Origin of the sequence: Mesorhizobium sp. B2-2-3 (assembly GCF_006442405.1) — a bacterium.
In the GTDB taxonomy this organism is placed as follows: Bacteria; Pseudomonadota; Alphaproteobacteria; order Rhizobiales; family Rhizobiaceae; genus Mesorhizobium.
Window position 1 is genome coordinate 132,181 of record NZ_VFWC01000007.1, and the last position, 22,633, is coordinate 154,813.

20 protein-coding genes are annotated in these 22,633 nt (G+C 62.3%); 10 read left to right on the forward strand and 10 right to left on the reverse strand.

What is annotated here, in order from left to right; all coding sequences use genetic code 11:
• Window positions 1-115 precede the first annotated feature (115 nt).
• Window positions 116-859, forward strand: a complete 744-nt coding sequence (locus FJ951_RS14840; protein WP_140494191.1) for a hypothetical protein — start codon at window positions 116-118, stop codon at window positions 857-859.
• Window positions 860-896: 37 nt separating this feature from the next.
• Here the strand turns inward: FJ951_RS14840 and mutL are convergent, their stop codons facing one another.
• The gene (mutL, locus tag FJ951_RS14845) at window positions 897-2,774 is read right to left on the reverse strand and encodes a DNA mismatch repair endonuclease MutL (RefSeq protein ID WP_140515570.1); all 1,878 of its coding nucleotides are present in this window, start codon (window positions 2,772-2,774) and stop codon (window positions 897-899) included.
• A 67-nt stretch (window positions 2,775-2,841) separates the two neighbouring features.
• Window positions 2,842-3,744: a LysR substrate-binding domain-containing protein gene (locus tag FJ951_RS14850; protein ID WP_140515572.1), complete on the reverse strand. Its 903-nt coding sequence runs from the start codon at window positions 3,742-3,744 to the stop codon at window positions 2,842-2,844.
• A 92-nt stretch (window positions 3,745-3,836) separates the two neighbouring features.
• Here FJ951_RS14850 and FJ951_RS14855 point away from each other — a divergent pair, with 92 nt between their 5' ends.
• The 5 genes from FJ951_RS14855 (at window position 3,837) to FJ951_RS14875 (ending at window position 10,401) form a co-directional block, all read left to right on the forward strand.
• A complete protein-coding gene (locus FJ951_RS14855) occupies window positions 3,837-5,384 on the forward strand; it encodes a trimethylamine methyltransferase family protein (protein WP_140515574.1) in 1,548 nt (515 codons plus the stop codon).
• 39 nt (window positions 5,385-5,423) lie between these two features.
• A complete protein-coding gene (locus FJ951_RS14860) occupies window positions 5,424-7,073 on the forward strand; it encodes an ABC transporter substrate-binding protein (protein WP_140515576.1) in 1,650 nt (549 codons plus the stop codon).
• A 115-nt stretch (window positions 7,074-7,188) separates the two neighbouring features.
• Window positions 7,189-9,171 carry an FAD-dependent oxidoreductase gene (locus tag FJ951_RS14865; RefSeq protein WP_140515810.1) on the forward strand — a complete coding sequence of 661 codons (1,983 nt, stop codon included), beginning with the start codon at window positions 7,189-7,191 and terminating at the stop codon, window positions 9,169-9,171.
• A gap of 140 nt (window positions 9,172-9,311) precedes the next feature.
• Window positions 9,312-9,791: a DUF3828 domain-containing protein gene (locus tag FJ951_RS14870; protein WP_140515578.1), complete on the forward strand. Its 480-nt coding sequence runs from the start codon at window positions 9,312-9,314 to the stop codon at window positions 9,789-9,791.
• Window positions 9,792-9,795: 4 nt separating this feature from the next.
• Window positions 9,796-10,401 carry a hypothetical protein gene (locus FJ951_RS14875; protein ID WP_140515580.1) on the forward strand — a complete coding sequence of 202 codons (606 nt, stop codon included), beginning with the start codon at window positions 9,796-9,798 and terminating at the stop codon, window positions 10,399-10,401.
• Between the two features lie 9 nt (window positions 10,402-10,410).
• Here the strand turns inward: FJ951_RS14875 and queF are convergent, their stop codons facing one another.
• Complete coding sequence (gene queF / locus FJ951_RS14880) at window positions 10,411-10,872, reverse strand: preQ(1) synthase (RefSeq protein WP_140515582.1); 462 nt, start codon at window positions 10,870-10,872, stop codon at window positions 10,411-10,413.
• Between the two features lie 141 nt (window positions 10,873-11,013).
• On the opposite strand from queF, the gene FJ951_RS14885 reads away from it, so the two are divergent.
• Window positions 11,014-13,059 carry an NADH:flavin oxidoreductase gene (locus tag FJ951_RS14885; RefSeq protein ID WP_140515583.1) on the forward strand — a complete coding sequence of 682 codons (2,046 nt, stop codon included), beginning with the start codon at window positions 11,014-11,016 and terminating at the stop codon, window positions 13,057-13,059.
• A 126-nt stretch (window positions 13,060-13,185) separates the two neighbouring features.
• Here FJ951_RS14885 and FJ951_RS14890 read toward each other — a convergent pair whose 3' ends face one another.
• On the reverse strand, window positions 13,186-13,593 hold the full coding sequence (locus tag FJ951_RS14890; protein WP_140515585.1) for a hypothetical protein: 408 nt from the start codon (window positions 13,591-13,593) through the stop codon (window positions 13,186-13,188).
• Between the two features lie 146 nt (window positions 13,594-13,739).
• Here FJ951_RS14890 and FJ951_RS14895 point away from each other — a divergent pair, with 146 nt between their 5' ends.
• A complete protein-coding gene (locus tag FJ951_RS14895; protein WP_224655784.1) occupies window positions 13,740-14,138 on the forward strand; it encodes a MarR family winged helix-turn-helix transcriptional regulator in 399 nt (132 codons plus the stop codon).
• 67 nt (window positions 14,139-14,205) lie between these two features.
• On the opposite strand, the gene FJ951_RS14900 is transcribed toward FJ951_RS14895, so the two are convergent.
• Both FJ951_RS14900 and FJ951_RS14905 read right to left on the reverse strand, forming a co-directional pair.
• Window positions 14,206-14,940, reverse strand: coding sequence for a polysaccharide deacetylase family protein (locus FJ951_RS14900; RefSeq protein WP_140515589.1), 735 nt, complete (start codon window positions 14,938-14,940; stop codon window positions 14,206-14,208).
• Between the two features lie 72 nt (window positions 14,941-15,012).
• Window positions 15,013-17,085, reverse strand: coding sequence for an EAL domain-containing protein (locus tag FJ951_RS14905; RefSeq protein ID WP_140494180.1), 2,073 nt, complete (start codon window positions 17,083-17,085; stop codon window positions 15,013-15,015).
• 306 nt (window positions 17,086-17,391) lie between these two features.
• Here FJ951_RS14905 and FJ951_RS14910 point away from each other — a divergent pair, with 306 nt between their 5' ends.
• Both FJ951_RS14910 and tdh read left to right on the forward strand, forming a co-directional pair.
• Complete coding sequence (locus FJ951_RS14910) at window positions 17,392-18,579, forward strand: glycine C-acetyltransferase (RefSeq protein ID WP_140515591.1); 1,188 nt, start codon at window positions 17,392-17,394, stop codon at window positions 18,577-18,579.
• A 52-nt stretch (window positions 18,580-18,631) separates the two neighbouring features.
• The gene (gene tdh, locus FJ951_RS14915; protein WP_140494176.1) at window positions 18,632-19,666 is read left to right on the forward strand and encodes an L-threonine 3-dehydrogenase; all 1,035 of its coding nucleotides are present in this window, start codon (window positions 18,632-18,634) and stop codon (window positions 19,664-19,666) included.
• 39 nt (window positions 19,667-19,705) lie between these two features.
• Here the strand turns inward: tdh and FJ951_RS14920 are convergent, their stop codons facing one another.
• From FJ951_RS14920 to FJ951_RS14935, 4 genes are all read right to left on the reverse strand, one after another.
• Window positions 19,706-20,353: a CDP-alcohol phosphatidyltransferase family protein gene (locus FJ951_RS14920; protein WP_181172241.1), complete on the reverse strand. Its 648-nt coding sequence runs from the start codon at window positions 20,351-20,353 to the stop codon at window positions 19,706-19,708.
• A 4-nt stretch (window positions 20,354-20,357) separates the two neighbouring features.
• The gene (locus FJ951_RS14925) at window positions 20,358-21,308 is read right to left on the reverse strand and encodes a phosphatidate cytidylyltransferase (protein ID WP_140515595.1); all 951 of its coding nucleotides are present in this window, start codon (window positions 21,306-21,308) and stop codon (window positions 20,358-20,360) included.
• Window positions 21,305-21,943 carry a lysophospholipid acyltransferase family protein gene (locus tag FJ951_RS14930; RefSeq protein WP_140515597.1) on the reverse strand — a complete coding sequence of 213 codons (639 nt, stop codon included), beginning with the start codon at window positions 21,941-21,943 and terminating at the stop codon, window positions 21,305-21,307. The genes FJ951_RS14925 and FJ951_RS14930 overlap by 4 nt, the downstream gene beginning before the upstream one ends.
• A 158-nt stretch (window positions 21,944-22,101) precedes the next feature.
• A complete protein-coding gene (locus tag FJ951_RS14935; RefSeq protein ID WP_140494170.1) occupies window positions 22,102-22,545 on the reverse strand; it encodes a MarR family transcriptional regulator in 444 nt (147 codons plus the stop codon).
• Between the last annotated feature and the right edge of the window lie 88 nt (window positions 22,546-22,633).

Sequence of the window (22,633 nt, forward strand, 5' to 3'; positions counted from 1 at the left end):
TCCCGACTCAAATCCACAAGTCGCGCTGCTTCAACCGACAGCCCCTGTGATACGGGCATAAGACGCGCTATCCTGATTTGCGCTGATGGAGGGGCTCGGGATGGGAAGAGCGTTCGTGGCCGCGTTTTTCTGCTTGCTGCTGCTGAGCGAAGAAGCTGTCGCCGGCTGGTATCACGTGGAGAACTACGAAGGGTCGATAGGGCCCGATCCCGTTCATTTATCGCTTCAGACATATGACAGCTTCGGCAGCGGCATAACGGTCGAGGGAAGCTACTTCTACGACGCCGGGCAGAGTCCGATCGCGCTCTATGGCACGGTCAGCGGCACCAAGCTCTCGCTGTGCGCGATTTCGGACGACCAAGAATTTGAACGCATCATGGTGATGGGATCGAAGACACCAGTCGATACCACGAATTGCCCGCTTTCCCTCGACATCGGCGAAAGCGGTGCGAGAGGGACCTGGCGCAAAGGCGCGGACAAATTTCCGGTCACGCTGAAGAAGGTTGCAAGCCTGGACGACACGGGCGAGGCGAAACTCGACGGAACTGTCGAAATTCCCTTTTGGGCTGAGACCGCTGCCGACCGGTTTGCCGGACTTTACACAAACACCGGTTCAGGGATTTGCATGACGAAAATGCAGGTCATCAAGAAGACCAGCGGCAAGGTCGTCCAGCAAATCCCTTTCGATGACGATGGTTGCGATGCGGGCATGTTGATGACGCCTATCTACATGAACGTCCAGAAATGGGTGGAGCGTCGCAAGGACATCATCTCCGTGAACTTTCGTGGCGGCGGCAACGGACACACGATGGATTACATTTTCAATCGTTCCGCCAGGAACTACCAGCAAAAGAAGTGACCGATGGCGCCCGGCCTTGCCGACATAGGGCCAAACTTCACCGCCGCCCGAACAGCCTTTCGATGTCCGCCAGCTTGAGTTCGATATAGGTCGGGCGGCCGTGGTTGCAGGTGCCTGAGCCGGGCGTGGCCTCCATCTGGCGCAGCAGCGCGTTCATCTCCTCGGCCTTGAGCAGGCGGCCGGAACGCACTGAACCATGGCAGGCCATGGTCGCCGCGATTTTGTCCAGCCTTTCCTTCAGCGTGTCGACGGTGTCGTTGTCGGCGATCTCGTCGGCGAGGTCGCGCACCAATTGCTGGACGTTGGTCTCGCCCAGCATCGACGGTGTCTCGCGCACGGCCACGGCGCCCGGCCCGAAACGCTCGATGCCGAGCCCGAAGCGGGCGAGCGTTTCGGAATGCGTGGCGAGCCGTTCGGCATCCTCTTCAGGCAGGTCGACGATCTCCGGCAGAAGCAGCATCTGCGACGGCACGGCGCGCGCGTGCAGCGCGTTCTTCAACGCCTCGTAGACCAGCCGCTCATGCGCGGCATGCTGGTCGACGATGACAAGTGAGTCCCTGGTCTGGGCGACGATGTAGTTCTCATGCACCTGCGCCCGTGCCGCACCGAGCACCGTGCCAAGCAGCGTCTCCGCCGCTTCGCCCTGTCCCGCCCGGGCGTCGGCGCTGGCGATCGGGCCGGCATCGAACGCCGCCTGCTCGTTTTCGCCGAACCCGCCGTTTCGTTCGAATCCTGAACCCTGGAACTCCATGTCGAGTGGCCGTTGCGGCGAGCGTGCGCGGTCGAAACCGGCAGAGCCCGAGGCGCGGTAGGCCGCTTCGTAGCTGCGGTGACCATTGGCCGGGCCGCCATGGGCGTATGACGTCGCTCCCGGCCGGAACGCCGCCATCATGCCGGCGGCACCGGAAGTGGCGGCGCGGATGCCGGCTTCGGCAAGCGCCTGACGGATGGCGCCGACGATCAGCCCGCGCACCAGGCCGGGGTCGCGGAAGCGGACATCCGCCTTGGCTGGGTGGACATTGACGTCGACGATCGCCGGGTCGAGTGTCAGGAAAAGCACCGTGACCGCATGGCGGTCGCGTGGCAGGACGTCGGCGAAGGCGCCTCTGATAGCGCCGGCGATCAGCTTGTCGCGCACCGGCCGGCCATTGACATAGGCATATTGCTGCAGCGCGTTGGCGCGGGTGAAGGACGGGATCGATACATGGCCGGTCAGATGCACGCCTTCGCGCATCGCATCGATGGCAATGGAATTGTCGGGAAACTCGGCCCCCATCACCTGGGCGATGCGGCGCAGGCGTCCGTCCGCGCTGTCATCGGTCGCCGGCAATTCAAGCGTCGAGCGGTCGGAACCGCTGAGCGTGAAGCGAACGGTCGGAAAGGCGATCGCGATGCGCTTGACCACGTCGCTGGTCGCCGAGCTTTCGGCGCGCTCGCCTTTCATGAATTTCAGCCTTGCCGGGGTGGCGAAGAAAAGGTCGCGCACCTCCACGGTGGTGCCGCGATTGGCCGCCGCCGGCCTGACGGGCGAGATCCTGCCGCCCTCGATGCCGATCTCGGCGGCGCTGTCGCTTGCCGCCGTGCGCGAGCGGATCGACAAGCGCGATACTGAGCCGATCGATGGCAGCGCCTCGCCGCGAAAGCCGAGTGAGCGGATGTCGTGGATGTCTTCGGCAAGCTTGGAGGTGCAATGGCGTGCGATCGCCAGCGAAAGCTCCTGTTCGGGGATGCCGAAGCCGTCGTCGGTGACACGGATCAGGTTCAACCCGCCGCCTGATGTGACGAGCTCGACCTTTCCCGCACCGGCATCAAGCGCGTTCTCGACCAGTTCCTTCACCACGCTTGCCGGACGCTCGATGACTTCGCCGGCGGCGATCTGGTTGATCATCGTTTCGGAAAGCTGGCGTATGGGCATGATGACAGTATAGGCGGATTCGTGCCGAGCGGGCGAGGGTGAAGTACGGTGAAAACAGTGAACGACCTCACGCTTGCGCTGCCAGCCAATCCCGTACCTTGCGGGCATTCTCGCTAAGCTCCCGGTTCCTCGGCCAGATGACATAGAACGCCTTGCCGGTCCTGAGCACATGGTCCGTCACCGGCACCAGCAGTCCCGTCGCGAGCATCCGCTCGGCAAGGTGGCGCCAGCCGAGCGCGATGCCTTGCCCTTCCATGACGCCCTGGATTACCAGCCCGTAGTCGTTGATGCGCAGGCCGCGCGCGGTATCGCCGAGACGGGCGCCGGCCGATTCGAACCACTCATTCCAGCTCGCCGCCTCCCGATAGGGCTCCTCAAGATGGATGAGACGGTGCGTGGCCAGTTCCGCGACCGATTTGGGCAGGCCGAACTTCGCCGCGTAGCTGGTGCCGGCGACGGGAAAGATCTCTTCGTCGGCAAGCGGCAGCGAATGATAGTCCTGCCAGTCCCTCGGTTCGCCGCCGCGCACGGCAAGCGGGATCCCCTCTGCGATGATGTCGAGGTCGCGGTCGGCGGTCTGGATCCGCAGATCAATGCCCGGCAGTTCGTCGCGGAACTGCTGCAGCCGCGGCATCATCCAGAAGGAGCCGAACGCAGTCGAGGCGGCAAGCGTCACGTGGCCTCCGGTCGCCTGCAGGCGCAGATCCTCCGCCGACTTTCGGATGTGGGACAGGCCCAGCGAAACGTCGGCGTGGAAACGCTCGCCGGCCTCCGTCAGGCTGACCTGCCGGTGACGGCGCTGGAACAGCTTGGCGCCGAGCTGTTCCTCCAGCCCGCGCACCGCGTAGGAAACGGCGGCCTGGGTCATGCCGAGCTCTCGCCCGGCGGCGGTGAAGCTCGACAGGCGGCCCGCCGCCTCGAAGACGATCAGGCTGCCGGCCGAGGGCAGGAGGTGGCGCAGGTTTCGCATAAGCAGAGCTTATACAAGAGATCAGGATTTTCCAGCGTCACATTCCTGTTTTGTGCGTCTAGGCTGCGAGGTATAAGAGGAATGGAGTTGCCATGAACGCACCGGCCGCTGTGACCGAACACGCCAATCGTCGAGCCGGCGGCCGCCTGGGGCGCAAGGCGCTGCGGGGAGCTCCGGTAACGTCGTTTCCGACACTGGTCCGCCAAATCCCCGTCTATCAGATGGTGCCGGACGAGGCAGTGGAACTCATACACCAGGAATCGCTCGCCATCCTGGAGGACGTGGGATGCGAGTTCCGCGACGATGAGGCCATCGAAATGTGGAAGGCCGCCGGCGCGGACGTCTCCGAGACAAGAGTGCGGATCGACCGCGCCTTGCTGATGGAGCTCGTCTCGAAGGTGCCGTCGGAGTTCACGCTCAACGCGCGCAACCCTGAGCGTACGGTGCGCGTGGGCGGAAAGAATTCCATCTTCGTGCCGATGTATGGCGCGCCTTATGTGCGTGACCTCGACAATGTCAGGCGCTACGGCACGCTCGCCGACCTCAACAATTTCCACAAGCTCGCCTACATGGCGCCAGCCCTGCATTCCTCGAGCTCGATCATTTGCGAGCCGATGGAAATAGCGGTGCCCAAGCGTCACCTCCACATCATCCATTCGGCGCTGAAGCATTCCGACAAGCCGTTCATGGGCATCGTGACGTCGAAGGATCGGGCGGAAGACACGATGGCGATGGCGGGCATCGTGTTCGGTGAGGATTACGTGCGCGACAACCCTGTGCTGGTGTCGATTACCAACTGCAATTCACCGCTGGTATGGGATGCCACCATGCTGGATGCGATGAAGGTCTATGCCCGTCACAATCAGCCGCTGATCCTGGCGCCCTTCGCGCTCTGCGGCGCCTCGACCTCGGCCTCGGCCGTGGGCGCGGTGGCGCAGGTCAATGCCGAGGCGCTTGCCGGTGTAGCGTTCACCCAGCTCCTGCGTCCCGGCTCGCCTCAAATCTACGGCCAGTTCATGGTCACGGTCGACATGAAGACCGGCGCTCCGATGGGCGGCACGCCGGAGGCCGCGCAGATGATGTATCTGATGGGCGCGCTGGCGCGGAAATACGGGCTGCCGTGGCGCACGTCCGGCTTCCATGTCGGCTCGAAGCTGAACGATGCCCAGGCCGGCTACGAGGCGAACATGCTCATGCATGCCGCCATCCTTGCCGGAGCCAACTACATCTGGCACTCGGCCGGATGGCTCGAGGCGGGTCTCACCTGCGGCTATTCGAAGTTCGCGACCGATTGCGAACAGCTCGTCGGCTGGTACAAATATGCCGGCGGGCTGCCGTTCGACGATTTCAAGGAAGCGATGGCCGCCATCCGCGAGGTGGGGCCGCAGGGCCATTTTCTCGGCACCCAACACACGCTTGAGCATTTCGAGCGGGCCTTCTTCATGCCCAGCATCATGGATTTCAATTCCTATGAACAGTGGAAGGCCGAAGGGGCGAAGGACCACGACACGCGCGGCCGGGAGAAAGCGCGTAACATGCTGGCCGATTATGAGGAGCCGAAGCTCGATGTGGGCATCGCCGACGGTCTCAGAGATTTTATCGCGCTGCGCGAGGAGAAATTGCCGGACAGCGTTAGCTGACGGGACGAAGATCTGACGGGAACCACAAGGGAGGAAGAAATGAGGCTTTTCAAAAGCAATGGTGATCGTTTTCCAAGCGCCATAGAGGAGATGGCCAACGAGGCGCGTGCGGGTCGGTTCGATCGGCGCGAATTCCTGGCGTTGGCAAGCGCCTTCGGGGCATCGACGGCTCTGGCCTATGGCATGATCGGCCTTGCCGCGCCGACGAACGCCTTGGCCGAGGAGCCGAAGAAGGGCGGAACGCTGCATGTCTCGATGTCGGTGAAGGCGCAGAAGGATCCGCGCACCTATGACTGGGTTGAGCTTGCCAACATCTCGCGCACCTGGCTGGAGCCGCTTGTGCGCTATACCAGGCAGTTCACCTTCGAGCCGGTGCTGCTCGAAAGCTGGGACATCAACGACGACGCCACCGAATATACGCTGCATGTGCGCAAGGGCATCACCTGGAACAATGGCGATACCTTCAACGCCGATGATGTGGTGCACAATGTGACGCGCTGGTGCGAGAAGGGCGTCGCCGGCAACTCCATGGCCGCGCGTGTCGGCGCGCTGATCGACGCCAAGACCGGCAAGGCGAGGGACGGCGCGATCACCAAGGTCGACGACAACACGGTCAAGCTGAAGCTCTCCGAGCCCGACATTTCGCTGATCCCGAACTTCACCGACTATCCGGCGCTCGTCGTCCACCGCAATTTCGATGCCGATGGCGCCGATCCGATCAAGAAGCCGATCGGCACCGGACCCTTCGAGCTGGTCTCTTACGATGTCGGCCAGAAAGCCGTCGTCAAGCGCCGCGAGAACGGCAAATGGTGGGGCGGCGAAGCTCCGCTCGACGGCGTCGAATTCATCGACTACGGCACCGATTTCAACGCCACGGTGAATGCCTTCGATTCCGGCGAAATCGACCTCAATTTCGAGTCGCCTGCCGATTTTATCGACATCCTCGACAAGATGGGGCTGGAGAAATCGGAGGTGGCGACCGCGACCACCCTGGTTGCGCGCACCAACGTCACGCACAAACCCTACGATGACAAGCGTGTTCGCAACGCGCTCCAGATGGCGGTCGACAACAACGCGGTGCTGCAGCTCGGCTACAGCGGTCGCGGCACGGTCGGCGAAAACCACCATGTCAGCCCCATCCATCCGGAATATTATCCGCTGCCCAAGAAGGAGCGTGATGCCGCCGGCGCCAAGAAGCTGATGGCGGAGGCGGGTCAGGCCGACTTCGAGCATGAGCTGATCACCATCGAGGACGATTGGCAGAAGAACACCGGCGATGCCATCGCGGGCCAGCTGCGCGAGGCCGGAATCAAGGTGAAACGGACGGTGCTGCCGGGCTCGACGTTCTGGAACGACTGGACGAAATATCCCTATTCGATGACGATCTGGTACATGCGCCCACTCGGCGTCCAGGTGCTGGCGCTCGGCTATCGCACCGGCGAGGCCTGGAATGAATCGGCGTATTCGAATCCCGATTTCGACGCCAAGCTCAAGCAGGCGCTATCGCTGATCGACGTCGCCAAGCGCAAGGAGGTGATGAAGGATGTCGAGCAGATCCTGCAGGATTCCGGCGTCATCATCCAGCCGTTCTGGCAGAAGCTCTACAGTCATACGAGCAAGAAGGTGAAGAACTACGGCGTCCACCAGACTTTTGAAATGGACCTCCAGAACGTCTGGCTGGACGCCTAGCTGCAATGGTTGGCGAATGCCGGCACCCTTTCAGGTGCCGGCTGTCCGGCAAATCGATTATGGCTGCGGGCGCTGGCGCTCGGGTGCTGCCGCTAGGGCTTTTGAGGAGCGGTACATGTCTGGGCAGGTCTTCAACCGGTTGTTCACGCCGATTGCTCTGCGCGGCAAGACCTTACGCAACAGGATCGTGTTCGGAGCCCATACCGCGAACATGGCGGTAGAGGGACTGCCGACAGAACGGCATGTCGGCTATTATGCCGAACGCGCTATCGGCGGCGCGGGCATGATCGTCGTCGAGCCGATGCCGGTGCACCGGGCCGCGATTCTTACCCGCGGCAACTTCCGTCCTTCCGACGACAGCGTGATCCCCCATTTCCGCAAAGTGACGGAAGCGATCCGCGGCAATGGCGCCGTCGCCATCCAGCAGCTCTATCATGTCGGTCAGCACGCGGACGCGGACAACTCGTTCCATGCCGGCTGGTCCCCTTCCGGACTGCCGAGTTATCACGACTCTGACGGTTCGCATCGAATGTCCGAAGCCGAGATCGAAGAAACGATCGACGGTTTCGTGCAGGCGGCGCGCCGTTGCCGCGAGGCCGGTTTCGACGGCGTCGAGGTCTGGGCGGCGTATCATTCGATGCTGGACCAGTTCTGGACGCCCTGGTCGAATCGCCGCGACGACCGGTGGGGCGGCAGCCTTCAAAATCGCACCCGGATGAGCCGTGAGGTGATGAGCAGAATTCGCCGGGAATGCGGCGATGATTTCATCATCGGCCTTGCGGTCAACGACGAACCGGAAGTGGAGGTGGCGCTGAAGCGCGAAGCATTGGCCGAGATAATCGACCTCCACGACCGCGATTCTTTGATGGATTATGTGACTTGTGGAACGGGCTCCTACTTCGATTTCTACAAAATCATCCCGACCTTTGTTTATCCGGAAAAGCTCGGCGCCGACCTGGCGTCCGTGCTCAAATCCACCGTGCGCCACGCGTTGGTCACCGCCGAGAGTCACATCCGTACGCCGCAGAATGCCGAAAGTGTGCTGAGCGAAGGCCACGCTGATCTGGTTTCCATCGTGCGGGGGCAGATCGCCGATCCGCACCTGGCCGCAAAGGCCGCCGCCGGACGGCCGGAAGACATTCGCGGGTGCCTGTCCTGCAACCAGATGTGTTGGGGCCGACGCAGCCGCGACTACTGGATCAGCTGCGTCATCAATCCCTCGGCGGGGCGGGAATGGGAATGGGGCGGAGATCGCTTCGCCCCGGCTAGCCAACCCAAGCGCGTACTGGTCGTCGGCGGCGGTCCCGCCGGCCTCGAAGCGGCGCGTGTAGCAGCCGAACGCGGTCACCGTGTCACGCTGGCCGAGGCTTCCGACCGTCTTGGGGGGCAGTTCCGCCTTGCGGGGCTGCAACCGCGCCGCGCCCAGATTCTGGATCTGATCGACTGGTACCAGCGCCAGCTCAGCCAGCTTCAGGTCGACGTCCGGTACGGACAATATGTCGAGGCGGAGGATGTCGAGCGCGAAGGCGCGGACCACGTCATCATCGCAACCGGCTCGATGCCGTCAGACGGCGCTTTCCAACGGGCATTGCCGCAGTGGGAAAGCATCCCGGGCGGCGGGCTGGTTCTCTCGGCCGAAGCCGTGATGGCCCGTGAGGCGAGACCAGGCAAAAATGTTATCTTGCTCGACGATGGCGGCAATTGGAAAGGGTGCGGCACCGCCTGGAAACTCGCCGAGGACGGTCACAATGTGACGCTTGTGACACCTGACGCCCTGGTTGGCAAAGAGCTTCAGCGAATGGCCGTCGACGCGCCGCTGCGCCGCGCACTCGTCAGGCTGCGGGTGCGGTTTCTGACCGAGAGCGCCATCGTTCATTGGGACGGCAAGGCGGCCAGGGTCGCTTCCCTGCTCGACGGAACCGAGCAGGACGTCGAAGCCGATGCGCTGGTCTTCGCCACGACGAATATGGCAGCCGACATGCTTTCCGTCGAACTCGACAGGCGCAAAATTGCCCACACGTCGATTGGTGATTGCACCGCCTCAAGGCAGGCGGCTTTTGCCATCCATGATGGCCGCAAGGTGGCGCTTGGTCTCTGATCGCAGTCTTGGCACGCACGACTGTCGGATGACCTGCATCGGCCGCGACGCGGCCGCGGGCTTCATGAGCCGCAAAAAAGCCGATATGCAGGATGCGTGCTACTGGATTGCGCCAAGCCATCAAAAGCCGGAGATTCTGCATGAGACTGACAGTGCTCCTTGCCGCCCTTGCGACGGCCTTTCCCGCTGTCGCCCTGGCCGGTCCGGCGTCGGACGCCGTGAAGTTCTTCTATGTTCCGGATGTCAAGTTCGAGGCCGACGCAAAATACCGGGATCGCTTCACCGAGCCGGTGACGAGACTGTTCGACCTCAACGATCAGGCAACGAGGAAGAATCCGGACCAGGTCGCCTGCATCGATTTCGATCCGGGCCTCGATGCGCAGGATTTCGACCAGAAGACCGTCTCCAAGACCCTGAAAGTGTCCGAGATGGTGGATGGCGATACTGCCCAGGTGGTGGCGAGCTTCAGCCTCTTTCCGGAAGGAGACGATGCACAACGCGAAATGCATTGGTCGCTGAGGAAGATCGACGGCAAGTGGAGGATATCGGACATCGCATCGAAGACCAGCGATTGGACGCTGAGCCAGCTCGAATGTCTGGCGGGCCAAGATCCGGAGTGATCCGATGGCCCGCCGCCGGTTCCTGGCACTGTCGGCCGTGTGCATTATGGCGGCGGACTTGAGTGGCGGCGCCGCGCAGGGGCTACTCGGCACGCCGCCGGCGAATGCTCCGGCTGCCCCCGCGCCCGATGACCACGGGTCGCCGCCAGCGCCTGCACCTCGCGGAGCCGCCGAGCCGGCAACGCCACCGGCTGCCTCGCCAAGCATACCTGCCGCCCCAATTCAGCCGGGCTCGCCGACAGCGGTGGTGCGGCCATTCTACGACCAGGTCGGCTTGGAGGTCGGTCCGTCGCAGCGCCGCCATTTCGTCGATCCGGCGAAAACGGTGCTCGACAAGAGCGATGCGCTGCGCAAATCCGGGCAGGGCGAGTGCCTGGACCCCAACATGGCGCTCGACAATGCCGACTATGATAAGGGCGAGATCGACAAAAGCCTGAAGACGCTCGAGGCGATCAATGGCGACCAGGCCAAGGTCATCGTCGCCTTCGTCGTCGCGGGCAACCCGCACCGCCTTGAGTGGAAGTTCAAGAAGGTCGATGGCGAATGGAAGATATCGGACCTGCTGTCGGTGACCGGTGAATGGGCGCTCAGCCAATACCAATGCGAATGATGGTTCGAGCTAGCCTCGCCCGCGATAGGGCGCCACTCCGGTCTCGGGCAGCCAGGCGCCTTCCGGCGGCGCGCCCGTCTGCCAGAACACGTCGATCGGAATGCCGCCGCGTGGATACCAATAGCCGCCGATGCGCAACCATAGCGGGCTCGTTGCCGCCACGATGCGGCGGCCGATCATGACGGTGCAATCCTCATGGAAAGCACCATGATTGCGAAACGAGGTCATGAACAGCTTGAGCGACTTCGATTCCACCAGAGCCGCGTCGGGTGCGTAGTCGATGACGATATGGGCGAAATCAGGCTGGCCGGTGACAGGGCACAGCGACGTGAATTCCGGGCAGGTGAAGCGCACGATGGCCGGCGGGCCGTCGCCGCGCGAAAACGGCACGGTTTCCAGGACCGCCGCTTCCGGGCTCTGTGGCGTCTCGACATGCGCGCCGAGCTGGGTGAGGGTTTTGGTATCGATCATGGACGGCTCCTTGCCTGCCTGTCGCCGGAAGCACGCTTCCATGGCGGTCGGCGCGAACGAAGATTGGAATAAACGCCGCAATCCATTCAGGGGCGGCGCATCTGGCCGCTCAATAACACAATTTGAAACCGCAGGAAGACGATGACCAGCAACGATCCGCTTCTCCAGCCCTATCAGCTCAAGCATCTGACGTTGAAGAACCGGGTGATGTCGACCAGCCACGAGCCTGCCTATTCGGAAGACGGCATGCCCAAGGCGCGGTACCGGCTCTACCACACGGAGAAGGCCAAGGGCGGCATGGCGCTGACAATGACCGCCGGCTCGGCCATCGTTTCACGCGACAGCCCGGCCGCCTTCGGCAATTTGCATCTCTATGATGAGGGGATCGTGCCATGGCTCGCGGAACTGACCGACGCCTGCCACGAGCATGACTGCAAGGTGATGATCCAGATCACTCATCTCGGCCGTCGAACCGGCTGGAACAAAGCCGACTGGCTGCCCGTGCTGTCGGCTTCGCCGGTGCGGGAGCCGGCACATCGCGCCTTTCCCAAGACCATCGAGGATTGGGATATAGAGCGCATCGTTTCCGACTATGCTTCCGCCGCCCAGCGCTGCCAGGCCGCCGGTCTCGACGGCATCGAATTCGAGGCTTACGGCCATCTGATGGACGGCTTCTGGTCTCCGTCCACCAACCATCGCGACGACGAGTTCGGCGGCTCGCTCGACAACCGGCTGCGGTTCACCGACATGGTTCTCGACGCCGTGCGGGCGGCCGTCGGCGAAAAATTCGTCGTCGGCATACGCATGGTCGCCGACGAGGATTTTTCGCAAGGCCTGTCGAAAGAGGAGGGCGTCGAGATCGCCAGGCGGCTGGCCTCATCAGGCAAGGTCGATTTCCTCAACATCATCCGCGGCTCGATCGAGACCGACGCGGCACTGACGAAGGTCATTCCGGTGACCGGCATGCGCTCATCGCCGCATCTCGACTTCGCCGGCGAGGTGAGGGCGGCGACGAAATTCCCGACCTTCCACGCGGCGCGAATTTCCGACGTCGCAACCGCGCGCCACGCCATCGCCGCCGGCAAGCTCGACATGGTCGGCATGACCCGCGCCCACATCGCCGATCCGCACATCGTCCGCAAAGTGATGGAAGGGCGCGAGCACGAAATCCGCCCGTGTGTCGGAGCCACCTACTGCCTCGACCGCATCTACGAAGGCGGCGAGGCGCTCTGCGTCCACAATGCGGCGACCGGCCGCGAGGCGGACATTCCGCATATCATCACCAAGGCCGAGGGACCAAAGCGAAAAGTCGTCGTCATCGGCGCTGGTGCAGGCGGACTGGAAATAGCGCGCGTGGCCGCGGAGCGCGGCCATCAGGTGACGGTGCTGGAGGCATCGGGCCAGGCCGGCGGGCAGGTCAGGCTGGCGACGCAGAACCCGCGCCGCAAGGAATTGATCGGCATCGTCGACTGGCGGCTGGCCGAACTCGACCGGCTCGGCGTCGAGATCCGCTACGACAGTTGGGCCGAGAAGGACGACGTTCTGGCGTTGTCGCCCGATGTCGTGGTGATCGCCACCGGCGGACTGCCGCAGAATCCGCCGCTGACGGCGGGCGACACTCTTGTCACATCGAGCTGGGACATCATGGCTGGCAGCGTCAAGCCGGCTGAAAACGTGCTGCTCTATGACGACAATGGCGGCCATCAGGGAATGGGCGCTGCGGAACTCGTCGCGGCCGCCGGTTCGAAGCTGGAACTGGTTTCGCCGGAGCGATTCTTCGCGCCGGAAATGGGCGGCATGAACCACGTACCCTACATGCGCGCCTTCCAGGAGAAGGGGGTCACCATCACTATCAACACAAGGCTGCGCTCGGTGCGCCGCGAGGGCAATCAACTGGTTGCCGAGCTTGCCTCCGATTTCGCCGATGGCTGGCGCGGCGAGCGGCGGGTCGACCAGGTGGTGGTCGAGCATGGCACGGCGCCGCTAGACGACCTTTATCTCTCGCTGAAGCCATTGGCGACGAACGGCGGCGCCATAGACTATGAGCGGCTGGTGAGTGGCGGCGACATTTTTCCCGAGCGCAATCCGCAAGGATCTTTCGTGCTGTTCCGCATCGGCGATGCCGTCGCCTCGCGCAACATCCACGCCGCCATCTATGACGGCATCCGGTTCGGGCTAAGGATTTGAAAGGCTGCTGTCGCTAACAATTTCGAGGAGGCGCAACGGAACCTCCGCAAGGAGAGCCATCTGCTGCCTTGGTTCGTTGCGCGCCGCGTACGCCGCCTGCTTGCGCCGGCACCGTACGATCCGTGATCAGAACATTCTGGCGGTGGCCATGCAGAGCACGGTGAGAACCAGCAGCCAGGCGGCGATTCGCTCGCCTTGGGCCATCTTCGCGCGCAGGGCAGGTTCGGTGGCCGCGTCGGCACCAGCAAGCTGCGTGCTGGTGCGGCGGACCATGGTGCGTAGCACTCCAGCCGCGACGAAGGCGGCAACGATGCCGAGGGCCAGCACCATTTCCATCGAGCCGAAATAGGCACCATGGAAAAAATACCAGAGCAGCGCACCGGTGAGAAACACCATGCCGGCCGCTCCCATTTGCGGTCCAATGAAGCGTTCAGCCCGGATCTCGGGGTCGCGCGCCAGCGTGATGGTGGTGCCGGCCCAGAACACCCCCGCCATGACGTGAAGACCGATGGTGATGATGTAGACATATTGCATACCAGCTCTCCTCTCTTGCCCGCCCTCGCCTAAATAGTTAGATATCTAACTGTTAGATGTCAATGTATAAATGAGTGCCAGTTCCATCCGTGGAAAACACCGTCTAGTGTCTTGCCATGACGCCCTTTGAACGCCCGCCGGTCGGCATGAATCTCGGCCGCACCGCCAAGCTTGTTGCACAGGCCTTCGACACCGCGTTGGTTGAAGCGGGCGGCACGTTGCCCGTCTGGCTTACTCTGCTGTCGGTCAAATCGAGCGAGCTAGCCAACCAGCGCGAGCTCGCCGGAATGATCGGCATACAGGGAGCGACGCTCACCCATCATCTAAACGCGATGGAGGCGCAAGGATTGCTGACGCGCCGCCGCGATCCCGTCAACCGCCGGGTCCATCTGGTCGAATTGACAGAGGCCGGAGAAGCGATGTTCGAGACACTGCGCAAGGCGGCGCTTGCCTTCGACAAGCGGCTGCGTGTGGGCCTGTCAGACGACAGGCTGGCGGAGTTTGCGCAAGTGCTGGCGACCTTGCGGGCCAACGTGGAAAGCTGACGATGTCCAAGGCGCGCCGCGTGAATCTCTTCGACACTACGCGCTGTAGGAAAGCCGGATCACCGCCTCAGTCGTCATAACTCTGGATTGTCCCAAAGGCATAGCCGCGCTGCTTCAGCGCGGTAATCAGCATGGCCAGTTTCGTCTTGCCGTCGAAGCCGTCCTGAAACATCTCGTCATGCATGAGCAGGATCATCTTTCCGTGCTTGACGAAGCGGCCATAGCCGAACAGGTGATCGATCTCGCTGACCAGGTGGTCGACGCTCTGCACCGGCTTGCCTGTGTCGTCATGCACCCACTCATGGTCCCAGCCATAGAGATAGAAGCCGGAAGCGGCGACGAATTCGTAGTCCGGCTCCTCCCGGCCTTCCTGCGCAAGGCCGAGCGAGGTGTCGTTCTTCGACATTGAGGGCAGTCTGAACACGTCGCGCCCAGGCAGCCTCGCATGAACCTCCGGAGCGAGCCCGAGCACGGCGTTGGCCCGCAGCATGTCGGCCACCACGCCTTCCGTATCGGCATAGAAATGCTGGTAGCGGTTGTTGGCGTGGCTGTAGCTGTGATTGCCGACCGTCACCAGCGGCAGAGCTTTTGCGCGTCTGACTAATGCCTTGTTGCCCGCGCTCGCCTGCGCATGCATGCCGACCATGAACAACGTCGCCGGCACCTGCTGCGCTTCCAGCACGTCGAGGATGTTGCTGGTGCCGTTCAGCGGTCCGTCATCGAAAGTCAGATAGATGGTGCGATCCACTGCATAAGCGGGAAATGCGGCGAGCATGGTCAGCAAAGCAAGCAGAAGCGGCATCGGGACTACCCGTTTGCGATCGTCACAGGGCGCCATCTCGGTGATGAGTTGTCAAGCGCGGGTGAGGGCTGCCTACGCCAGGCTTCCCTGCAGCACCGTTAGCCTGGCCTTCTTCGGCATGCGGGCGCTCAGCCAGTCACGGGCTTTGTCCTGCGGCATCGGGAAGGCGATGGAGTAGCCCTGCACCTGGTCGCATCCGATGGCCATCAGTGAATCGAGTTCGGCTTCGGTCTCGGCGCCCTCCGCGACGATCGAGATACCAAGGCCGCGCGCGAGCTCGGTGATGGCGCGCACGATCTTGGAGTTGTCACCGTTCTCATGGATGTTCTGGACGAAGCGGCGATCGATCTTCAGCCGGTCGATCTCGTTGGGATTGACGTGGCTGAGCGACGCGTAGCCAGTGCCGAAATCGTCGAGCTCAAGATGGACGCCGGCGGCCCTGATATGGCGTAGCTTTGCCGCGATGCCTGTCTTCTCGTCATCGAGAATGACGGATTCGACGATTTCCAGCGACAGTTTCTGCGGCGGTAGGCCGGCCTTCTCAAGCGTCTCGAACAGGAAAGCATCGAAGTCGTGCTCGCGCAATTCGGTTCCGGATACGTTGACCGCAAGTCGTCCGAAAGCAATGCCGTCGCGGTTCCATTCGGCGGCTTCGTTGATCGCCTTGCTGATGACGATGCGGCCGATATCAGGCATGAAACCGCATTTCTCGGCGACGGGAATGAATTCGCCAGGCGAGATCATGCCGCGCTCGGCATGGTTCCAGCGCACCAGCGCCTCGATGCCACTGATCGTGCCGTCGCTCAGTGAAACCTGCGGCTGGAAATAGACCTGGAATGCCTGCTGTGAAATGGCAACCTTGATGTCGTGCTCGAGTTGCTTGCGATAATCGAGTTCGCGACGCAATTCCTCGGAGAAGAACGAGAAATTGCCGCCGCCCATCTTCTTGGCGGAGTAAAGCGCCAGATCGGCGTGAACCAGCAGGTCCTGGGCGTTGTCGGCGTCGATCGGATAGACGGCGATGCCGCCGCTGGCGCCCGGTAGAATGGTCGTGCCCTGGAAGACGATCGGCTCGTTGATGTGCGCAAGAATGCGCCGTGCCAGCATGTTGATGTCTTCGCTGCCGCCGGCGCCGTTGAGGATCATCACGAACTCGTCGCCACCGAGGCGCACGCACAGATCCGACGCCCGACAGGAATCGCGCATGCGCTGGGCCGTGATGACCAGCACATAGTCGCCGGCGGCGTGGCCGAGCGTGTCGTTGATCTGCTTGAACCGGTCGAGATCAAGCTGCACCACCGCAAGACGTTCGCGCCGACGATGCGCGCTCTTGATCAGCGTGTCGAAATGGTCGGTCAGGAATGTGCGGTTGTGCAGACCTGTCAGCCCGTCATGAACGGCGATGAAGGCCATCGAATTGCGCGCATCGACGAGTTCGCGCGTCTTGCGCAGGATCGCGTTTGACATGGGCCGGAAGATGAACAGCGCCACCAGAACGATGACGCCGATCGTGGCGTAAAACAGCGTGCGGTGCAGATCGAGCATCTTTTCGGATCGTTCGTCGGCGAAAGCGCTGATGCGCTGGCCCAGCGCCGAATAGCCCGACAATGTTGCGTTGGCGACCGAGGCGTCGAGGGTGACGCGCTCGTAACCGCCCTTGTAGCCGCCATTGTCGCCGAGTGCGAGTTGGGACGAGAAGGCCGATACCAGGCGTTCGCCATTGGCGACCAGCCCGACGGAAAAATAGTCGAGATGGAAAGGCTTGCCGAAAAGGACGTTCTCGATCGTCTTCGGATCGAGCCTGGCCGGCGACTTTGGATCGGCGGCCGTCTGCTTGAGCAGCAGGTCATAGTTGGTTTCGAACTCCGCCGTCGCCTGCTTGAGCGCGTTGACGAGCGCCGGCTGCTTGTCGCGCGAAGCAGCACCGGTCGCACCGGCGAGGAAGACGATGCGCTGCGACAGCGTCTTTTGCGTGCTGACGATATCGAGCAGCGTATGGTTGTGCCGTTGGGTGGCCATCACCTGCTGCAGCAGGATGAAGGAAGCCACCACCATGGCGGCGATGATCAGCAGCGCCAGCCAATAACCAGCCTTGATCAGCAGTATGAGCTTGCCTGAAACGGTTTGCACCGGCTGCTGCGACATCTTGGGGGGCGGCCCTCTCGCCAACGGATTCCTGTATGAGCATCATTGAACTGCAAACATTAACAGGACTGGAAATCGACAGCTGGCCGACAAGGGGAAAGGCTTAAAGGTCGCGAAATGGTTATCGGCCTCTTTCGCGGCCGGTCCGCATTTGAACATTCGCCGGCCCATGTGATCCGGATCGTCCCTCGAGCCATGCCTGCGGCATCCGTTCGACATTACCCAGCCACCTGATCCGGTCGCTTTTGCGGTGGATTTTTTGTGCGTGCGGGACGACAGTCGGCCCACGTCAAACGAGGCACGATCATGACCGCAGCATTTCTCTCCCATATCGACGGCGAACTTGAGGGGCTCAGATCGGCCGGACTGTACAAGTCCGAGCGGGTGATTTCCTCCACGCAGTCGGCTGAGATCGAGGTCGGCCGCGAGAAGGTGCTGAATTTCTGCGCCAACAACTATCTCGGCCTCGCCGACAGCCCCGACCTGCGCGAGGCGGCAAAGCACGCGCTCGACCGCTACGGCTACGGCATGGCTTCGGTACGTTTCATCTGCGGCACGCAGGAGGAGCACAAGCAGTTGGAAGCGACGATATCGTCCTTCCTCGGCATGGACGACACCATCCTCTACGGCTCCTGCTTCGATGCCAATGGTGGACTGTTCGAGACGCTTCTGGGCGAGGAGGACGCCATCATCTCCGATGCGCTGAACCACGCCTCCATCATCGACGGGGTCAGGCTGTCCAAAGCCAAGCGCTTCCGCTACGCCAACAACGATATGGCGGATCTCGAGGCGCGGCTGAAGGAGGCGAAGGATTGCCGGTTCCGGCTGATCGCCACCGACGGCGTGTTCTCGATGGATGGCATCATCGCCAATCTCGCGGGTGTGTGCGATCTGGCCGAAAAATACGATGCCATGGTCATGGTCGACGACAGTCACGCGGTCGGCTTCGTCGGCAGGAACGGCCGCGGCTCGGCTGAGCATTGCGGCGTCGAGGGCAGGGTCGACATCATCACCGGTACGCTCGGCAAGGCGCTGGGCGGCGCTTCCGGCGGCTACACGTCCGGCAAGAAACAGGTGGTCGACTGGCTGCGCCAGCGCTCGCGGCCCTATCTGTTTTCCAACACGCTGATGCCGGCGATCGCCGGCGCCTCGATCAGAGTGTTCGACATGATCCGCAATGGCGATGCCCTGCGCGAGCGCCTATATGCCAATGCGGAACGGTTTCGGACACAGATGGGGAAGCTCGGCTTCACGCTGGCAGGCGCCGGCCATCCGATCATCCCGGTCATGCTGGGCGATGCCAGCTTGGCGCAGGAGATGGCGGCGCGCATGCTGCAACGCGGCATCTATGTCATCGGCTTCTCCTTCCCGGTGGTGCCCAAGGGCCAGGCGCGCATCCGCACGCAGATGTCGGCTGCGCATTCCAGCGCCGACATTGATCGGGCGGTCGAGGCTTTCGGTGCGGTTGGCAAGGAACTAGGTGTGATTTCCTGAGCGACCGGCGCCGCAAACCGCTTCCGGATCAAGAGATTCAAGGGACAAAAGAATGTCGAACATGATGAAGGCGCTGGTGAAGGCCAAGGCCGAGCCGGGCATCTGGATGGAAGAGGTGCCGGTGCCGGAAATCGGCCCCAACGACGTCCTGATCAAGGTGAAGAAGACCGCGATCTGCGGCACCGACGTCCACATCTACAATTGGGACCAGTGGGCGCAGAAGACGGTGCCCGTGCCGATGGTGACCGGCCATGAATTCGTCGGCACCGTCGCGGATTTCGGCGCCGCGGTCACCGAATACAAGGTCGGCCAACGCGTGTCGGGCGAAGGCCACATCGTCTGCGGACATTGCCGCAACTGCCGCGCGGGCAGGGGGCATCTGTGCCGCAACACGCTCGGCGTCGGCGTCAATCGCCCGGGCGCCTTCGGCGAGTACCTGGCGATCCCACAGCACAATGTCGTGCCGATCCCCGACGATGTGCCGGACGAGATCGCCGCGATCTTCGATCCCCTGGGCAATGCGGTTCACACCGCATTGTCATTTGATCTGGTCGGCGAGGACGTGCTGGTCACCGGCGCCGGACCGATCGGCATCATGGGCGCGCTGGTGGCGCAATGCGTCGGCGCCAGGAAGGTCGTTATCACCGATATCAATCCGGTTCGGCTGGATCTTGCGCGCAAGCTTGGCGTCCAGCACGTCGTCGACGCCTCCAAGGAAAAACTGAGCGACGTGATGCCGGCGCTCGGCATGACGGAGGGTTTTGATGTCGGCCTGGAAATGTCGGGGGCAGCCCCCGCCTTCCGCGACATGATCGACACCATGAACAATGGCGGCAAGATCGCCATCCTCGGCATTGCGCCGACCGGGTTCGAGATCGACTGGAATAAGGTCATCTTCAAGATGCTGCATCTCAAGGGCATCTATGGCCGCGAGATGTTCGAGACCTGGTACAAGATGATCGCGCTGGTCCAGGGCCCGCTCGACGTCTCAGGCCTGATCACGCACCGCATCGGCATCGATGATTTCCAGGTTGGATTCGACGCGATGCGCAGCGGCAGTTCGGGCAAGGTGGTGATGGACTGGTAATCGATGCGCCGGGAGTCTCAGGCTTCGAGGCAGGCGATGCTAGGGTCGCCTGGTTTTCAGCCATCGCACCTGTCGCCAGGCGCGCCGCAACGCAGTTGCGGCGGCGCCGATGGCAATGGCGGCGAGCGCAAGCGTCAAGACTTCGTTGTGGCCATTCCAAAGGAATTCTCCGGTAGATAGCAGTGCCGCGACGGTTGCGACTGCCATGCGATGTGGCTTGGCCATCGGTCCGGTGAAATCACTCGGCGTCTCGTTGGCCCGCCCCAATTCCCGCACATAGGCGGTGAGAACCGAAAAACAGGCCGCTGCCCAGCCAAGGCCAGGCATGCCGATGCCGTAACCTATGCCGGCCATGATGGCGATATCGGCGAGCCTGTCCGGGAACTCGTTCCAGAACGGCCCGTCGGCCGACGCCTTGCCGCCCTCGACGGCGACTATGCCATCGAACAGATTGCACAGCAGCCGCAGTTGGCAAAACAGCGCCGCGCCCAGCAACAGCAGCAAACGAGAAGTGCCGCCGCTCTGCCCGCCAAGCCAGAAGGCCGTGCCTGCCAGGGCGCCGGCGAGGATACTGGCCTGCGAAATCTGGTTGGGGGTCACGGAGAGTGCGGCGAGACGTCTGGCCGTCGCTTGTGCCCAGCGCGTGTCGCGGCTTGCAAGTGGTCTGCGATCGCCCGTGTTCATCACTGCCTCATCCCGGCGACCAGAAATAACGCGTGAGATGGAAGAAGATCGGAGCGGAGAAAACCACCGAATCCAGCCGATCTATCAGGCCGCCGTGGCCGTCGATCAGATGGCCCCAATCCTTCACGCCGCGGTCACGTTTGATGGCGGACATCACAAGGCCGCCGAAAAAACCCATCAGCGTGATCAGGAAGGCCATCGCGCCCGCCTGAAGCGGAGAGAATGGCGTGATCCACCACAGGCCAGCGCCGATGAGGCTGGCGCTTGCAACGCCTCCGAGGAAACCTTCAAGCGTCTTGGACGGCGAAAGCTTTGGTGCGATCTTCGTATGCCCGATCGCCTTTCCCCAGATATATTGCAGTACGTCGCTCAATTGCACGACGATGACAAGAAAGGCTATCAGAAGCACATTGCGGCCCTCGTAGCCGGGAATATGCAACGTCAGAAGAGCCGGGACGTGGGAGGCGCAGAAAACGCAGATCATCAGCGCCCATTGCACCTCGGCAATTCGAACGAGGAAGTGCTGGGTGTCGCCCCGTATGGCCGAGATGATGGGCATCAACAGGAAGGCGTAGACCGGGATGAAAACAGAAAAGATCTCGTAGTCCTCGATCCAGAGCAGCACATACTGTACCGGCAGCACGACGAAAAACGCCGTGGCCAGCGCCCAGTGGTCGGCACGCCGGGTGTTGGTCAGCGTCACGAATTCGCGAAGTGCCGCGAAGGAACAGAAGCCGAAGAGAAGCAGGACGCCGATCCGCCCGGCGATGAATGCTATGGCGATGAGGATCGCCATTACCCACCAGGCATTGATACGGGCGTTGAGGTTCTCGATGGCTGGGTTGGAGCCTTCCGGCGACAGCCGTCGCTCCAGGATATGCCCCACGAAAGAGGCCACGAGCAGGATCCCGCAGACGCCGAGCACGAGAACCATCATATCGAATTGGGTTAAGCTCATTCCGCTGCCTTTTTCGGTGCCAGCGCCAGCAGCGCCCCACGTGCCCGCTCGAGGAACATCTCCTTGCTCTCGCCGTCAGCCAGGTGCATTGCCTCGCCGAACGTCACCGTGCAGATCAGCGGGATAGGCACGAATTCCCCTTTCGGCATCACCCGGTTGAGATTGGCGATCCATACCGGCACCAACTCGAAATCCGGGTGCGATGCCGCCAAATGGAACAGCCCGGACTTGAATGGCTGCAAGGACGCGTCGGATTGGTTGCGCGTGCCTTCCGGGAAGAGAATGAGCGAAGAGCCTTCTCTCATCGCCTCCCCCATGCTCTCGACGGGATCCATCGTGCGTCCATTGCGATTGCGCTCGATCAGGACGGCATTGAAAACGTCGCGGCCGATGAAGGCTCGGACTTTTGATTTCAGCCAGTAGTCGGCACCCGCTACGGGACGCACCCGCCGACGCAGGCGCGGCGGCAGAACAGCCCAGATCAGGATGAAATCGCCATGGCTGGAATGATTGGCAAAGAAGATCGAGCGACGCCGAGGCAATCTGCCTTCATGCCAAAACGGCCGCACAGCGGTGATGACTCTGGCAAACAGCAAGACGACCACGGCCACCGGCCTCGCGAGCAGCGACTTCATCCTTCCCCCCAATTCGCCCGTCGATGATCACTGGCTGACATACAGCGCTGAAAATCCGCCACCGAGCAAGCAGCGATCGAAAATGACCGCCAGACAGTCTCTGCTTCAAGGCGCTGTCGCGTCGAGCCACCGTCTCATATTCTATCTGCCGATAGCCGCTATCTCAGACCCAACGCGCTTTCCAATGACGCAACGCCTTTGACGATGGAGGCTTGCTGGTCGGCGCTCAGCTGGGCCAGCAGCTCCCGTTCGAAAGCCTTCGCCAGTGGCACCATCTCGCTATAGGCCGCAAGTCCGGCTCTGGTCAGCGCCAGGTGCTCGACGCGGCGATCGTTCTCGTCAGTGGTTCGGATTAGCCAGCGGCGACGCTCGAGCTCCGCCACGGCACGCGAAACCTTTGTCTTGTGCATCGCCGACTGCGCGCCGAGTTCCGTCGCGGTCATTGTGCCGCGCTGGCCAAGCCCCGAAAGCGTACGCCATTCCGGCCGTGTGAGGCCGTGACGCTCCTTGTAGATCCGAGAGAATTCGCGGCTCAGCGCATCGGCCAGCCGATACAGCCGGTAGGGCAGAAAGCTTTCGAGTTCCAGGATTTCGGATTCCATGACCAGCCATCGAGAAATGCCCGCGCACGGCATTGATAGTTACATTTTGGATGGTTACAAATGAAACCAATTTGGTCAAGCATTCGCG